General features: G+C 73.0%; 14 protein-coding genes. 6 read left to right on the top strand and 8 right to left on the bottom strand.

The features are described from left to right. Nucleotides 1–180: 180 nt before the first annotated feature. Nucleotides 181–1,233 carry a LacI family DNA-binding transcriptional regulator gene (locus tag ACEZDG_RS25320; protein ID WP_380513433.1) on the bottom strand — a complete coding sequence of 351 codons (1,053 nt, stop codon included), beginning with the start codon at nt 1,231–1,233 and terminating at the stop codon, nt 181–183. Between the two features lie 152 nt (nt 1,234–1,385). Here ACEZDG_RS25320 and ACEZDG_RS25315 point away from each other — a divergent pair, with 152 nt between their 5' ends. Next, nucleotides 1,386–3,227: an ABC transporter ATP-binding protein gene (locus ACEZDG_RS25315; RefSeq protein WP_380513431.1), complete on the top strand. Its 1,842-nt coding sequence runs from the start codon at nt 1,386–1,388 to the stop codon at nt 3,225–3,227. A 21-nt stretch (nt 3,228–3,248) separates the two neighbouring features. Here ACEZDG_RS25315 and ACEZDG_RS25310 read toward each other — a convergent pair whose 3' ends face one another. Both ACEZDG_RS25310 and ACEZDG_RS25305 read right to left on the bottom strand, forming a co-directional pair. Further along, nucleotides 3,249–3,395 (bottom strand): DUF6126 family protein, encoded by a 147-nt coding sequence (locus ACEZDG_RS25310; protein WP_380513429.1) that lies wholly within the window; start codon nt 3,393–3,395, stop codon nt 3,249–3,251. 22 nt (nt 3,396–3,417) lie between these two features. Next, the gene (locus tag ACEZDG_RS25305; protein WP_380513427.1) at nt 3,418–4,026 is read right to left on the bottom strand and encodes a helix-turn-helix domain-containing protein; all 609 of its coding nucleotides are present in this window, start codon (nt 4,024–4,026) and stop codon (nt 3,418–3,420) included. Between the two features lie 87 nt (nt 4,027–4,113). On the opposite strand from ACEZDG_RS25305, the gene ACEZDG_RS25300 reads away from it, so the two are divergent. After that, nucleotides 4,114–4,806 carry an NAD-dependent epimerase/dehydratase family protein gene (locus tag ACEZDG_RS25300; RefSeq protein WP_380513425.1) on the top strand — a complete coding sequence of 231 codons (693 nt, stop codon included), beginning with the start codon at nt 4,114–4,116 and terminating at the stop codon, nt 4,804–4,806. Here the strand turns inward: ACEZDG_RS25300 and ACEZDG_RS25295 are convergent. After that, nucleotides 4,803–5,903, bottom strand: coding sequence for a serine hydrolase domain-containing protein (locus ACEZDG_RS25295; protein WP_380513423.1), 1,101 nt, complete (start codon nt 5,901–5,903; stop codon nt 4,803–4,805). The genes ACEZDG_RS25300 and ACEZDG_RS25295 overlap by 4 nt on opposite strands. Nucleotides 5,904–6,039: 136 nt before the next feature. Here ACEZDG_RS25295 and ACEZDG_RS25290 point away from each other — a divergent pair, with 136 nt between their 5' ends. After that, on the top strand, nt 6,040–6,642 hold the full coding sequence (locus ACEZDG_RS25290; RefSeq protein ID WP_380513692.1) for a histidine phosphatase family protein: 603 nt from the start codon (nt 6,040–6,042) through the stop codon (nt 6,640–6,642). Nucleotides 6,643–6,706: 64 nt separating this feature from the next. Beyond that, nucleotides 6,707–8,803 carry an FUSC family protein gene (locus ACEZDG_RS25285; RefSeq protein ID WP_380513421.1) on the top strand — a complete coding sequence of 699 codons (2,097 nt, stop codon included), beginning with the start codon at nt 6,707–6,709 and terminating at the stop codon, nt 8,801–8,803. Between the two features lie 4 nt (nt 8,804–8,807). Here the strand turns inward: ACEZDG_RS25285 and ACEZDG_RS25280 are convergent, their stop codons facing one another. The 4 genes from ACEZDG_RS25280 to ACEZDG_RS25265 all read right to left on the bottom strand — a co-directional run bounded on the left by ACEZDG_RS25280 (nt 8,808) and on the right by ACEZDG_RS25265 (nt 12,891). Next, nucleotides 8,808–9,674 (bottom strand): NAD(P)-dependent oxidoreductase, encoded by an 867-nt coding sequence (locus ACEZDG_RS25280; RefSeq protein WP_380513419.1) that lies wholly within the window; start codon nt 9,672–9,674, stop codon nt 8,808–8,810. A gap of 58 nt (nt 9,675–9,732) precedes the next feature. Continuing rightward, nucleotides 9,733–10,650, bottom strand: coding sequence for an SDR family oxidoreductase (locus ACEZDG_RS25275; RefSeq protein ID WP_380513417.1), 918 nt, complete (start codon nt 10,648–10,650; stop codon nt 9,733–9,735). Nucleotides 10,651–10,662: 12 nt separating this feature from the next. Then, nucleotides 10,663–12,165, bottom strand: a complete 1,503-nt coding sequence (locus ACEZDG_RS25270) for a flavin-containing monooxygenase (protein ID WP_380513415.1) — start codon at nt 12,163–12,165, stop codon at nt 10,663–10,665. 105 nt (nt 12,166–12,270) lie between these two features. Next, complete coding sequence (locus ACEZDG_RS25265) at nt 12,271–12,891, bottom strand: TetR/AcrR family transcriptional regulator (protein ID WP_380513413.1); 621 nt, start codon at nt 12,889–12,891, stop codon at nt 12,271–12,273. 122 nt (nt 12,892–13,013) lie between these two features. Between ACEZDG_RS25265 and hpnH the strand changes: the two genes are divergently transcribed. Together hpnH and ACEZDG_RS25255 are read left to right on the top strand one after the other, a co-directional pair. Then, nucleotides 13,014–14,018 carry an adenosyl-hopene transferase HpnH gene (hpnH, locus tag ACEZDG_RS25260; protein ID WP_380513411.1) on the top strand — a complete coding sequence of 335 codons (1,005 nt, stop codon included), beginning with the start codon at nt 13,014–13,016 and terminating at the stop codon, nt 14,016–14,018. Between the two features lie 115 nt (nt 14,019–14,133). Beyond that, the gene (locus tag ACEZDG_RS25255; protein ID WP_380513409.1) at nt 14,134–14,916 is read left to right on the top strand and encodes a hypothetical protein; all 783 of its coding nucleotides are present in this window, start codon (nt 14,134–14,136) and stop codon (nt 14,914–14,916) included. Nucleotides 14,917–14,920: the final 4 nt, after the last annotated feature.

Below are 14,920 nucleotides of genomic sequence, written 5' to 3'. Positions count from 1 at the left end.
GCCGCACCCTTGACGGACCCCGTGGCGATGCGAGACCTTAGCCCCATGGGAGAGCGCTCTCCCATACGGGGGTGCCTCCCCGTACGCAGCCGGGGCGCCTCTCCGACCTGACCGCGGAGGGGTGCCCCTTCGCGACCCCTGCCAACCCGACCTGCCAACCCGACCTGCCGACCGGGCCTGCTAACCCGACTGACGGACCACCAGCACCGGGTCGAAGATCGCCGACTTCGGCCCGGAGGACGTCCCCTCGATCAGCTCGAGCAGCATCCGCGTCATCTCCGCCGCCATCTCCTCCACCGGCTGCCGCACCGTGGTCAGGGCCGGCCTGCTCGCGGTGGCCGCGCTGCTGTCGTCGAAGCCGATCACGCTGACGTCCTCGGGCACCCGCCGCCCGTGCTCCCGCAGGGTGTGCAGCGCCCCCTGCGCCATCAGGTCGTTGGCGGCGAACACCCCGTCCAGGTCCGGCAGTTGTTCGAGCAGCCACTGCATCGCCGTCTCCCCGCTGGCCTGGGTGAAGTTCCCCACCGCGGTCGGGACGACCGGCACCCCGTGCCGGGCCATCGCCTCCAGGAACCCGTCCCGCCGCTCCCGGGCCGCCCGGACGTCCAGCGGGCCGGAGATCAGCCCCACCCGGCGCCGGCCGTTGGCGTGCAGCCGCGCGGCGGCCAGCCGCGCGCCCTCCTGGTGCGCCACGTCCACGAAGCCGATGGGTACCGGCCGGGCCGGGCGGGCGAACAGCACCGCCGGCAGCCCGGCCCCGACCAGCAGTTCCGGCAGCGGGTCGTCCGCGTGCGTGGAGACCACCACCGCCCCGTCCGCGTTGCCCTGCCGCAGGAAGGCGACCACCTGGTCGCGTGCCTCCGGGGTCTCCGCGAGCATCAGCACCGGGTGCATCCCCTGCGGACGCAGGAAGCCCATCACCCCGTTGATCACCCGGCTGAAGAAGGGGTCGGTGAACACCTGGTTCCGGAACTCCTCCTCCATGCCCTCCCCCGCCCCGGAGACCACCAGGGCCACCGAGCCGGTCCGCCGGGTGATCAGCGACCGCGCGGCGCTGTTCGGCACATAGCCGGTCTCCGCGACGGCACGCCGGACGGCCTCCTGGATCACCGGGTCCACGTTCCGGGTGCGGTTCACCACCCGTGACACGGTGGCCCGGGACACACCGGCCACCCGGGCCACATCCTCCAAGGTCGGGGCGGTTCCGGCGAGTGCGCTGCGGGGCTCGTCCATGGGGCTGTTATAGCAGAGCAGGAGAGCGCTCTCCAGCTGGATGGGGAGATACGGCGAACATTCGCTGAGCAAAACTCACTATTAGCAGGAATAACTATGCGCTACCCTCGGTTGGACCTGTCGACCGAATCGAAGCCCCACTGGAGCCGCCCGTGAAACCCCAAGGCCCTGACTGGACTCCCCCCGCCCGTGACCGCGGCACCCCCAAACCGCCCGCCCAGCTCCGCCGGATCCTCCGCCTGTTCCGCCCCTACCGGCGCAAACTGGCCGCCGTCGGCGTGTTCGTCGGGCTGTCCTCGCTGGTCTCGGTGGCATCGCCGTTCCTGCTCCGCGCGATCCTGGACACCGCCATCCCGCAGGGGCGCACCGGGCTGCTGAGCCTGCTGGCGCTCGGCATGATCGCGGTCGCCGTCGCCAACTCGGTGTTCAACGTGCTGCAGACCTACCTCAGCACCAGCGTCGGCCAGCGGGTCATGCACGACCTGCGCACCAGCGTCTACGCCCACCTGCAGCGGATGCCGCTCGCCTTCTTCACCCGGACCCGCACCGGCGAGGTGCAGTCCCGCATCGCCAACGACATCGGCGGCATGCAGTCGACCGTCACCAGCACCGCGACCTCCCTGGTCTCCAACCTCACCACGGTGATCGCCACCGTGGTCGCCATGGTCGCGCTGGACTGGAAGCTGACCATCGTCTCGCTGCTGCTGCTGCCGCTCTTCGTCTGGATCAGCCGCCGGGTCGGCAACGAGCGCCGCAAGATCGCCACCGAGCGGCAGAAGCAGTTGGCCGCCCTCTCCTCGATCATGCAGGAGTCGCTGTCCGTCAGCGGCATCCTGCTCGGCCGCACCATGGGCCGCTCCCGGGCGCTCAGCGACGAGTTCTCCCGCGAGTCGGACTCACTGGCCGAGCTGGAGGTCCGCGCCGACATGGCCGGGCGCTGGCGCCAGTCGACGATCCAGATCGTGATGGCCGCGATGCCCGCGGTGATCTACTGGACGGCCGGCTTCACCACCGGGCACGGCAGCGGAGCCGGCACCGCCGTCTCCATCGGCACCCTGGTCGCCTTCACCTCGCTGCAGCAGAGCCTGTTCCGCCCCACCGTCCAGCTGCTCCAGGTCGGTGTCGCCGTCCAGGTGTCGCTGGCGCTGTTCCAGCGGATCTTCGAGTACCTGGACCTGGTCCCCGACATCACCGAGCGGCCCGAGCCGGTCACCCTCCCCCGCCGGAGCGGCAACGCCCGCAGCGGCGAGGTCCGCTTCGACCAGGTCGGCTTCTCCTACGAGCCCGACGCCGGCACCCGGCCCACGCTGGACGGCATCGACCTCACCGTCCCGGCCGGCAGCAGCCTCGCCGTGGTCGGCGAGACCGGCTCCGGCAAGACCACGCTCAGCTACCTGGTGCCGCGGCTCTACGACGTGCTGTCCGGCCGGGTCCTGATCGACGGGGTGGACGTGCGCGACCTGAGCTTCGCGTCGCTGGCCGACACCGTCGGCGTGGTCTCCCAGGAGACCTACCTCTTCCACGCCTCGGTCGCCGAGAACCTGCGCTTCGCCAAGCCGGACGCCACCGACGAGGAGCTCCACCAGGCCGCCCGCGCCGCGCAGATCCACGACCACATCGCCGGGCTGCCCGACGGCTACGACACCATGGTCGGCGAGCGCGGCTACCGCTTCTCCGGCGGCGAGAAGCAGCGCCTGGCGATCGCCCGCACCATCCTCCGCGACCCGCCGGTGCTGGTCCTGGACGAGGCGACCAGCGCGCTGGACACCCAGACCGAGCAGGCCGTGCAGATCGCGCTGGACGCGCTCACCGCGGGCCGCACCACGATCACCATCGCGCACCGCCTGTCCACCGTCCGCGACGCCGACCAGATCGTGGTCCTGGACGCCGGCCAGGTCGCCGAACGCGGCACCCACGACGAGCTGCTCGCCCTGGGCGGCCACTACGCGGCCCTGGTCTCCCGCGACAGCACCCTGGCCCCGGCCTCGGCCTGACGGGGCGTCACCACCGTCCGGTCACCGGCCGCGCTGGCTCATGAAGAAGAGCAGCATCGCGAAGCCCGCGAAGACATGCAGGCCGATCACATAGATGAACACCCGCACGTTCACGCCGTGCCCGGTGCGGGTGCTTCCGTCCTCGACGGGGTAGCGGTCAGTGGCCATGGTCTCCCAGCTTCCTGGTTTCCTAGTGGAGGCAGAGTTCCGAGGTCGGACTCTGCAGCAGGGTGTGCAGGAACAGCAGTTCCACTCCCGGCTCCCCCGCCGCGACCAGCCGGTGCGGGCGCATCGAGTCGAAGTGCGCGGAGTCGCCGGGATCGAGCCGGTGCTGCTCCCGGTCGAGGGTGAGCAGCAGCCGCCCCTGCAGGACGTGCAGCCACTCCTCGCCGGGATGGACCCGCACCACCGCGTCCTGCACCCGGACCGGGATGTGGACGCGCAGCGCCTGCATCGCCCGCCCCGGCACGCCGGCCGGACGGTAGGTCCAGCCGCCGGCCGAGGTCGGCTCGCCCTCGCCGGCCCGGACCACCGGAGCGCGGACCACGGGCGACGCCTCGCCCCCCTCCCCCAGCAGCACCTCCATCGGCACCCCGTAGGCTCGGGAGAGCCCGAGCAGCACCGGCAGCGAGGGCTGGCGCTTGGCGGTCTCCAGCCGGGAGAGGTGCGCGGGCGAGAGCCCGACCCGGGCGGCGGCGGCCTCCAGCGTGAGCCGGCTGCTCAGCCGGCGCTCCCGCAGCCGGGCGCCGAGCCCGGGCAGATCCTCGCCCGCGGCGGCGGTGTCCTGGTCGCTGTCCATGCACCAAGACTCACACCGCTGCGGGGTTCGCGGCAAACCTTTTGCCTCTGAGGCAAAAAGCGGGGGCCGCCCGCTACGCTGTGCGTCATGAACGTGATCCTCTTCGGAGCCACCGGCATGATCGGGCAGGGTGTGCTCCGCGAGTGCCTGCAGGACCCGCGGGTCGAGCGGGTGCTGGTCGTCGGGCGGACCGCGGTGGACGCAGCCGCGGCCGGGCACCCCAAGCTGCGCGAGATCGTGCGGCCCGACCTGACCGACCTCTCCGGGATCGAGGCGGAGCTCGCCGACTACGACGCCTGCTTCTTCTGCCTCGGCGTGTCCTCGGTCGGGATGAAGGAGGACGCGTACCGCAGGGTCACCTACGACCTGACCCTCTCCGTCGCCCGCACCCTGGTCGCCGCCGATCCCGGGCTGACCTTCGTCTACGTCTCCGGCCAGGGGACGGACAGCAGCGAGGCCGGGCGTTCGATGTGGGCCCGGGTGAAGGGGAAGACCGAGAACGACCTGCTGGAACTCGTCCCCGACGCCTACATGTTCCGGCCGGGCTTCGTCCAGCCGATGGACGGCGTGGTGTCCAAGACCCGCCTCTACCGCATCGCCTATGCGATCACCGGCCCGCTGATCCCGCTGTTCCGGCGGCTGGCGCCGAACGCGGTCAACGACAACCGGCAGATCGGCCGCGCGATGATCGCCGTGGCGGAGTCCGGGTCGCAGACCCGGGTCCTCAGCCCCAGGGAGATCAGCGCCCGTGCGGCGGTCCCCTCGTCAGACACCCCCTAGCCGCAGGCGGCGATGACGGCGTCGCTGATGGCGCTCTCGTGCCGGGCGCTCTCGCCCGGCGGGGCCAGCAGATTGCCGAAGTGGACCAGGACCAGGTCGCGGGTGGGGTCGGCCCAGGCCAGGCAGATGCTGCTGCCGTTGTGGCCGAACGCCTGCGGGCTGCCGAGCTGGCCCATCGGCCGGCCGGCCCGGGGGTCGGGCCCTGCGGCGCCCAGTTGGAAGCCGTGCGACCAGCGGATCCGCATCCGCAGGAAGTGGTCGAGGTCGCCCTCGGCCGCGGTGGAGAGCCGCCGGGCCTCCGCGACCGAGTCCGGCCTGAGCACCCGTACCCCGTCCAACTCCCCGCCGCGCAGCAGCATCTGGTAGAACCGCGCCAGGTCGCGCGCGGTACTGGACACCCCCGCCGCGGGGACCACGGCCCGGCGTACCGCGCGGCGGTTGAAGAACACCCGCCTGGCCCGGTCGGCGCGGCGCGAGGTGGACACCAGCGGCACCGCCCGGGGGCGCAGCTCGGCCGTCAGGCCCAGGTGGATGTCCCGCAGGCCCAGCGGATCGAGGAACTCGGTCCTGAGCAGCTCGCGGACCGGCGTGCCGCTGACCCGGTGCAGCAGTTCGCCGAGGATGTAGCCGTAGCTGATGATGTGATAGGCGGCCACCTCCCCCGGCGGGTGGACGGGACGGGCCCGCTCGACGGCGCGGACCGAGCGGTCCCAGTCCGTCATCGCCCAGGCGTCCCGCAGCAGGCTCCGCGCCACCGGCACCCCCGCGCGGTGCTGCAGCACCTGGCGCACGGTGACCGCCTCCTTGCCGTTGCGGCCGAACTCCGGCCAGTACGCGGCCACCCGCTCGTCCAGCGAGAGCGCGCCGCGCTCGGCGAGTTTGTGCACCAGCAGCGCGGTGAGCGGCTTGCCGGCCGAGAAGGTGAGGAACAGGGCGTCAGGACCGCGGCCGAAGCTGCGGTCGAGCACCACCCGGCCGTGCCGCAGGACGCAGAGCTGACCGGCGGTGCCCCGGGCCCTGGCCAGCTCCCAGGCCCGGTCCAGCCCGGCCGGGTCCATTCCGGTGTCGGCACGGCCGGACTCCTCCCAGACGAACACACCCGTCCCCCTCCACAGCAGTGCTCGAATTGCCTGCTTCATCCTGGCACGCGGGGGAAGCGTGCGAGGATTCGCGATGTTGACGCTGGACGGAACGACGGCTGCGATCAGGAAGAACAGGAAGAAGATGACCGGCATGGGCGATGTGATCCTGGTCCGACACGGCGCGACGGACTGGAGCGAGGCCGGTCGCCACACCAGCTACACCGACCGTCCGCTGAGCGCCCACGGCGAGGAGCAGGCCGCGGCGCTCGCCGGGATACTGGCCGAGCACCCGATCGCCTTCGCGCTGAGCAGCCCGCTGCTGCGGGCCAGGACCACCGCCAAGCTGGCCGGCCTGGACGATCCGCAGATCGTCCCCGACCTGCACGAGTGGGACTACGGCGGCTACGAGGGCATCACCACCGCCGAGATCCACCGCACCCGGCCCGGCTGGAACCTGTGGACCGACGGCGTGGTCCCCGGCCCGGAGGGACACCCCGGCGAGACCCCGGAGCAGATCGGCGCCCGCGCGGACCGGGCGCTGGCCCTGGTGGACGAGAAGCTGCGGGCCGCGGACGGAGGGGACGTCGCGCTGGTCGCCCACGCCCACTTCCTGCGGGTGCTGACGGCCCGCTACCTCGGGCTGCCGCCCGCCGCGGGCTCGCTCTTCATGCTCGCCACCGGCACCATCAGCCGTCTGGGCACCGAGCACGGCAACCACGCCGTGGCCGCCTGGAACGAGCGCCCGCGCGGCTAGCGTCTCGTCCGGGCCGGGCCGGGCGGGCCGGGCCCGGTGGGTCCCAGGCCCTAACCTGGCCCCCATGCCCTGGATCACGGCTCTGCGCAGCACCGCCCGCACCGGTTTCACCCTGGAGCGGGCCTACAACGAGCCGCTGCTCGCCGTGCGCGGGGCGCTCGGGGTGGCGATCGTGGTCTTCGGCGCGCTGGCGCTGGGCTCGCCCGCGCTGGCCACCTCCGCCGCGCTCGGCGCGTTCATCGCCGGGACCGCGACCTTCCAGCGCAGCTACCGCCCGCGCCCGGTGCTGGCGCTGGCGGCGGCGGCCGGGCTCTCGCTGAGCACCCTGGTCGGCTATCTCGCCTCGCCCTGGCCGCCGCTGTTCGTGCTGGTCCTCGGCCTGTGGGCGTTCGGCGCCGGGCTGGCCTGGGCGCTCGGCCCGACCGCCGGGGTGGTCGCGTCCACCACCGTCTCGGTGATGCTGGTGGTGGTCACCCTGCCGTCGAGCGTCCCACAGTCGCTGGAGCACGCCGGGGTGATCGCGGTCGGCGGCGTGGTCCAGGCGCTGCTGGTGCTGCTGATCCCGGTGCGGCGCTGGGGCGCCCAGCGGGACGCGCTGGCCGACGCCTACGCCTCGATGGCGGACTACGCCCGGCGGCTGCGGCACGACCCCTTCGCCGCGTTCGACCCCGAGGCGCTGATGACCGCCCGCAGCGCCGCCGCGCTGACCCGGGGTCAGGCCCGGCGCCGCCCGGCCGAGCTCGGCGGCAAGCGCGACCCGATGGAGCGGATGCGCCCGGTGCTGGCGGCGCTGGCCGACCCCCGGGTCGGCGCCGCCGAGGAGGGGCCGGAGCGGGACCGGGCCAGGGAGATCCTCGGCGCGGCGGCCGAGGTGCTGGACGTGATGGCGCGCTCGATCCGCAGCGGGCTGCCGGTCCCGGTACCGGAGCGGACCTACCGGGCGCTGGCGGTGCCGGCCGGCGGGCCGGTGCTCAGCGGCCCGGCCCGGCAGTCGGCGCTGCTGCTGGTCGGGCTGCTCGCGGACAGCGCGGACTCGCTGGAGTCCCCGGCCGCGACCGGCCGCGACGCCGGGGCCGACGAGGTCGGCCACCTGCCCCGCCCCTCGCTCCCGGAGATGCTGCCGGTCGCCGCCCACGCGGTGCGGCGCAACTGGGCCTGGTCCTCGCCGGTGCTGCGGCACGCGGTACGGGTCGGCGCGGTCGCCGCCGTCGGCGAGACCGTCGGGCTGCTGCTGCCGTTCGGGCACGGCTACTGGGCGCCGCTGACGGCGGTGATGGTGATGCGGCCCGACTTCTCGCAGACCTACTCCAGGGGCGTGGCCAGGATCGCCGGGACGGTGCTCGGGGTGCTGGTGGCCAGCGCGGTGGTGCTGCTGGCCGACCCGGACGTCTGGGCCTGCTCGGCGCTGGCGGTGCTCTGCATCGGCGGCGCGTACACCACGATCCGCACCGGCTACGCGGCGATGAGCGCCTGCGTCACCGGCTATGTGGTGTTCCTGCTGGCCATGGCCGGCGGCAGCGTCACCGTGACGGCGGAGGACCGGGTCGGCCAGACCCTGCTCGGCGGCGCGCTGGCACTGGCCTCCTACGCGCTCTTCCCCACCTGGCAGACGGTACGGCTGCCGGACCGCCTCGCCGCCTACATCGAGGCCGGCGGACGGTACGCCGCCGCGGCCGTCGCCGCCTTCGGCGCCCCCTCGGCGGCGAGCCGCCGGGCCGTGCGGGAGACCCTGCTGGACCACCGGCAGGCCCGGGCCGATCTGCTGACGTCCAGTCAGCAGGCGTCGGTGGAACCGGTACGGCACCGCGGCCTGCGGCACTCCCAGGTCACCGCCGCCCGCTCGGCGATGGCGGCGCTGGGCCGCACCGCGCTGCTGATGGAGGCCCACCTCCCGGCGCCGAACGGCGGACCGGCCCCGGAGCCGGTGCCCGGCGCCGCCCGCTTCGCCGAGGCGCTGCGGGAGGAGACGGCCCGCGCCGCGCTGGCCGTCCGGCTGGAGCAGCCGGTCGACCTCACCGGCCTCCGGCTGCACTACGACGCCTGGACCCTGGAACTCCCGGCCCCCGCCGACAACAGCACCGACCCGGCCCACCTGGTCCTCCGCGACGCCGGCTTCCTGGTCGACGCCCTGGAGGGCCTGCAGAAGGCCCTCAGCGACTGAGGGCTCAGCTGGCGAACCAGCTGGCTGCTACGTCCTGCTCGCCGTGGCCCCGGTCCTGGGCCCGGGCCAGCCGGGTGATCGACGCCTCGGCCAGGTCCAGGGTCAGCCCGGCGTTCCGTCCGGCCGCGGCGATCAGCAGGGCGTCCTTGAGGCCCGCGTCCACGGTGAAGCTGGTGCTGAAGTCGCCGTCCAGCATCGCCCGGCCCTTGAGCTGCAGGTACGGGGTGTCCAGCGGGCCGCCGGCCACCAGCTCCAGGAAGGCGCGCGGGTCCACGCCCAGGCCCTCGGCCAGGGTCAGCGCCTCGGCGGTGCCGTTGACCAGGGTGAGCACCCAGCCGTTCAGCGCCAGTTTGAGCCGGGTGCCGGCGCCGGAGGCGGCGTCCTCGGAGAGCCAGCGGGTGCGGGCGCCGATCACCTCGAACACCTGGTCGGCCAGCGCCCGCGCGGCCTGCGGACCGGCCGCGAGCACGGTGAGCTGCCCGCTCTCGGCGGGCTGCCGGGTGCCGAGCACGGGTGAGTCGACCAGCCGCAGGCCGTGCGCCTCGGCGAAGCCGGCCAGCCCCCGCAGCGCCTCGATGCCGACGGTGCTGCACTGGGTCCACACCGTGCCGGGCCGCAGCGCGGGCGCGGCGGCCTGCATCGCCGCCAGCACCGACGGGCCGTCAAGGAGCACGGTCAGCACCACATCGGCGTCGCGGACGGCCTCGGCCGGGTCGGCGGCGATCCGGGCGCCGTCGGCGGCGAGGGGTTCCGCGCGGGCGGGGGTGCGGTTCCACACGGTCACCCGGTGGCCCGCGCCGAGCAGGTTGCGGGCCATCGCGGAGCCCATGATGCCGGTGCCGAGCAGTGCCACGCTGAGGGAGTCGGTCATGGCCCCCACGCTACGTGCCCGGCCGGGGCGGCGGTCAACGCCCCGGCCGGTGTCGGTGTCACCCGGACGAGGGAACTTCGCGGGCGGCCCTGGCCTCCTCGTCGGCGGCGCCGCCGCGGCCGACCAGTCCGCGCCGGGCGGCGGCGGTCTCCCGCAGCCGGGGCTCCAGCTTCCGCAGCTGGAGCGGGGCGACCCGGCCCAGCACCAGCGGGATCTGACCCCGGATCAGCTGGTAGCTCCGCAGCCAGCCCTGGGCGTAGACGTGCACCGAGCGGCGGGCGATGCCGTCCGCGATCCGCTGCACGGCGGGGGCCAGCGGGTAGGTGCGGTTGGTCGGCCAGGGCAGCGAGGCGCGCATCTCGCGCATCACCTCGTCCTCGTCCGCGCCGCGCACCATGTCGGTGTCGGTCCAGCTGAGGTAGCCGACGCCGACCCGGACGCCCTGGTTGGCGACCTCCCCGCGCAGCGCGTGGGCGAAGGCCTCCACCCCGGACTTGCTGGCGCAGTACGCGGTCATCAGCGGCGCCGGGGTCATCGCGGCCAGCGAGGCGATCTGCAGCAGGTAGCCGCGGGAGGCGATCAGCGCGGGCAGGAAGGCCCGGGCGGTGGTGGTGCTGCCGAGCAGGTTGACCTCGATCACCCGCTGGAACGCGGCCGGGTCGGAGTCCAGGAAGCTGCCGCCGATGGCGATGCCGGCGTTGGCCACCACGATGTCGACCCGGCCGAAGCGCGCGGTGACCTCCTCGGCGACCGCCCGCATCGCGTCCAGGTCGGTGACGTCGGCCTCCCACCAGCCGACGCCGCCGGGGTTGCCGCCGCACTCGGCGGCGCTGCGCTCCAGTTCCTTGGGCTCCAGGCCGACCAGGGCCACGGTGGCGCCGCGCGCGGCGAGGGCGCGGGCCAGCTCGGCGCCGACGCCGCGGGCCGCGCCGGTGACCACGGCGACCTGTCCGGCCAGGGGTGCGTTCTTGGGCATGCGGATGCTCCTTCAGACCGTGACGGGGGCGGTGGCGGGGGTCTGGACCAGGTCGTACTCGGCGAGGTCCACGCTGCGGGTCTCCCGGCGGAAGTGCGCGGTGGTACCGGGCCAGAGCACGGTGTTGTTGCCGTTGCCGTCCAGGTACCAGCTGCGGCAGCCGCCGTTGTTCCAGACCGTGCGGGCCATCCGCCGCTGCACCTCCGCGTTCCAGCGGCGCTGCGCCTCGGGGGTGGCGTCCAGCGCGGCGGCGCCGGAGGCGTCCAGCCGGCGCAGGTAGTCGGCCAGGTAGTTCAGCTGGGACTCGATCATCAGCACCATCGAGCTGTTGCCCAGGCCGGTGTTGGGGCCGATCACGAACAGCAGGTTGGGGAAGCCGCTGACGGTGCTGCCGCGCAGCGCGGCCATCCCGTCCTTCCACTCCTCGCCCAGGGTGCGCCCGGCCGCGCCGGTGATCCGGGAGCCGATCGGCATGTCGGTGACGTGGAATCCGGTGCCGAAGATGATGGCGTCGACCTCGTGCTCGGTGCCGTCGGCGGCGACCACGGTGCTGCCGCGCACCTCCTTCAGACCGGAGGCGACCAGGTCCACATTGGGCTGGGCCAGCGCCGGGTAGTAGGTGTTGGACAGCAGCACCCGCTTGCAGCCGAAGCTGTAGTCGGGGGTGAGCCTGGCCCGCAGCGCCGGGTCCTTGATGTGCTTGTCGATATTGCGCTTGGCCAGCGCCTGGGCGGCCTTGAGCATCCCCGGCCGCTTGACGAACGCGCCGACCTGGGACTCCCTGATGCTCCACAGCGCGGCCCGCAGCGCCCGCTGGGCGGCCGGGACGCGGCGGTAGAGCCGGCGCTCGGCGGAGGTGATGTCCCGGTCCATCCGCGGCATGATCCACGGCGGGGTGCGCTGCAGCAGCACCAGCCGCTCGACCTTCGGCTGGATCATCGGCACGATCTGGATCGCCGAGGCGCCGGTGCCGACCACGGCGACCCGCTTGCCGGTCAGGTCGTAGTCGTGGTCCCAGCGGGCGGAGTGGAACACCTTGCCGGGGAAGTCGGCCAGACCGGGCAGGTCCGGCACGGACGGGTCGGACAGCGGGCCGCAGGCGGCCACCATCACATCGGCGGTGTAGACGCCCTGACTGGTGCTCAGCTCCCAGCGGGAGGCGGCGGCGTCCCAGCGGGCGCCCTGCACCTCGTGGTCGAAGCGCAGGTGCGGGCGCAGTTGGAAGCGGTCGGCGATGCGCTCCAGGTAGGCGCGGATCTCCGGCTGCCCGGAGAAGGTGCGGGGCCAGTCCGGGTTGGGCGCGAAGGAGAAGGAGTAGAGGTGCGAGGGGACGTCGCAGGCGCAGCCCGGGTAGCTGTTGTCGCGCCAGGTGCCGCCGACCGATCCGGCCCGTTCCAGCACCAGGAAGTCGGTGACGCCCTCCTGCCGGAGCCGTACGGCCGCGCCCAGTCCGCCGAAGCCGGAGCCGACGACCACCACGCGTACGTGCTGGACCACCGTGTCAGTGCCGCTCATTGTGTCCTCCCATCGTGCCAGCAATCAGTGGCGCAATCAGGAGACTAGGGCACAGCCCCGCGCTCGGGAAGAGTTATGACCCGCCAGTAACTACGACGACGGCGACTACGACACGCCCGGCGCGCTGCCGCTGTTCTCCAGGGCCGGGCCGCGGCCGAGCCCGGTCAGCAGCCGCTCCAGCACCAGCCCCGCCTCCTCGCGGGCGCGGACGTGGTCGTCGGCGCGCGCTATGTAGAGGCTCGCCTCCGAGATCAGCGCCGCCAGCATCCGGGTCAGCGGCGCCACCGGCAGGTCCTCGACATTGCCCTCGCGGATCGCCTCGGCCAGCACCTCCGCCAGCAGGATGTAGCCGTGCTCCTCCACCAGCGCGTCCCAGGCGCTGTGCCCCAGCACGGCGGGGCCGTCGATCAGTACGATGCGCTGGAAGTGCGCGTCGTTGCAGGCGTCGAGGAAGGACTGGAAGCCGCTGCGCAGCAGCTGCCAGGCGTCGCCGGGGTGCAGTTCGGCGCGCGCGGTCTCCTGCTCCACCAGCCGTTCCGCCATCTCCTGGGCGCATTCGGCCATCACCGCGCGGAACAGGTCGGCCTTGTCCTTGAAGTGGTGGTAGAGGGCCCCGCGGGTGACGTCGGCGGCGGCGACGATATCCTCCGTCCCGGTCGCGACGTACCCGCGCTCGGCGAAAAGCTCACGCGCGGCGTGCAGCAGCGCACGCCGGGTGTCCGCCACATGCTCCGCACGACGACTCCGTCTGATTCTGGGCGCTGGCATACCTTCATCCTGTTCCATACAGTCTGTATGTTAGTGGAGGGTCTCAACCCTTGGGGCCCGGGGGAACGGAGACAGTGATCATGGGACTCCCACTCAATCTGACCGTCAAGATGGGCACGTACCTCCTCAAGCAGAAGATCCGTCGGGTGAAGAAGTTCCCGCTGATCGTGGAGGTCGAACCGCTTTTCGCCTGCAACCTGGCCTGTGCGGGCTGCGGGAAGATCCAGGAGCCGGCCAGCATGCTCAAGCAGCGCATGCCGGTCGAGAAGGTCGTCAACGCGGTCATGGAGGCAGGCGCGCCGATGGTGTCGCTGGCCGGCGGCGAGCCGCTGATGCATCCGCAGATCGCCGAGATGACCCAGGCGCTGCTGGACAAGAAGAAGTTCGTGGTGCTCTGCACCAATGCCGTCCTGCTGCCCAAGCACCTGCACAAGTTCAAGCCGAACAGGAACTTCGCCTGGATGGTGCACATCGACGGGCTGCGCGAGCGGCACGACGAGTCGGTGAGCAAGGTCGGCGTGTTCGACCAGGCCATCGAGGCGATCAAGCAGGCCAAGGCGGCCGGCTTCACCGTGTTCACCAACTCGACCTTCTTCAACAACGACAGCCCGCAGGACGTCATCGACGTCCTCAACTACCTCAATGACGACCTCAAGGTCGACCGGATGCAGCTCTCGCCCGGCTACGCCTACGAGAAGGCCCCGGACCAGGACCGCTTCCTCGGCGTCGAGCAGACCCGCTCGATGTTCAAGAAGGCCTTCGCCGAGGGCCGCCGGAAGGGCTGGCGGCTGAACCACTCGGCGCTCTACCTGGACTTCCTGGAGGGCAAGGTCGACTTCGAGTGCACCCCCTGGGCGATCCCCTCGTACTCGCTGAAGGGGTGGCAGAAGCCCTGCTACCTGATGTCGGACGGGTACGTGGACACCTACCAGGAGCTGCTCGACAGCACCGAGTGGGACAACTACGGCCGCGGCAAGGACCCCCGCTGCGACAACTGCATGGCCCACTGCGGCTACGAGCCGACGGCCGTGCTGGCGACGATGAGCTCGCTCAAGGAGAGCCTGCGCGCCGTCACCGCGGGCTGAACCCCGCTGTTCTCCTCTTCCGCCCCGGGCCCGAAATCAACACTGGCACTGAGCGCCGCGGCCTCACTACCATGAGCCGACTCCGGGCCCGGGGCGGAAGAGGAGGGGGATTCCCATGGCACAGGCCGATGACGACGCGTTCTATGTGCTGAGCGCGCTGCTGCTGACGCCGGGGCAGTTCCCGAGCGTGCTCGGGGACGACTACCCCGCCGCCTGCGAGGCGCTGGGGCAGGAGCCCTGGGCCGACGGCTACGGGCTGCTGTTCGGCCAGGACAAGGCGGGCGCCCGCTGGACCGTGGTCTCGGACGACGCCGCGCTGGTCGGCTGCGCCATCGCCGCGTGGGACTGCGGCATGCCCTACGACCTCTCCCCGCCGGAGCGCACGGTGGTGGACTCGCTGCCGGGATGGCCGCTCGGCCTGTCGGTCAGCACCCCCGGCCTGCCCGACCCGCACGATCCCGCGGTCGACCCGGAGGAGGGCGGCCACCCCCTGCTGAGCCCGCCCGACCCCGACAGCTGGGGCCCGGCGCAGCGCCGGCTGGGCGCGGACGAGGTGGCCAAGCAGTGGTCGGTCTGGCGCGAGCGGATCTCCGCCACGGTGACCTTCGACCAGGCCACCGGCAACGCCCCGGCCGAGGACGTGGGCCGGGTGCTGGCCGAGGCGCACGCCTACACCCGCACTCCCCCGCCGGCCGGCCGGATCCGCTCGGCCCCGGCCGCGGACGGCGCCCGGCTGGTACGGGCGGACGGCCCCGGCTGGAGCCTGGCCGCCCGTACCGACGACATCGCGGTGGTGCTGCTGGACGAGCGGCCCGGCGAGGTGGTGCCGATAGGGCGCGGCCCCGACCTCCCGGCGCTGCTGCACGCCCTGGACCGGATGGCCCGCGCCTCGATCTGAGCCG

It is taken from the genome of Streptacidiphilus alkalitolerans (assembly GCF_042511045.1).
Classification (GTDB): Bacteria; Actinomycetota; Actinomycetes; order Streptomycetales; family Streptomycetaceae; genus Streptacidiphilus; species Streptacidiphilus alkalitolerans.
Note: the sequence above shows the minus strand (reverse complement) of the source record. Positions and strands in the feature narration are given on the sequence as shown.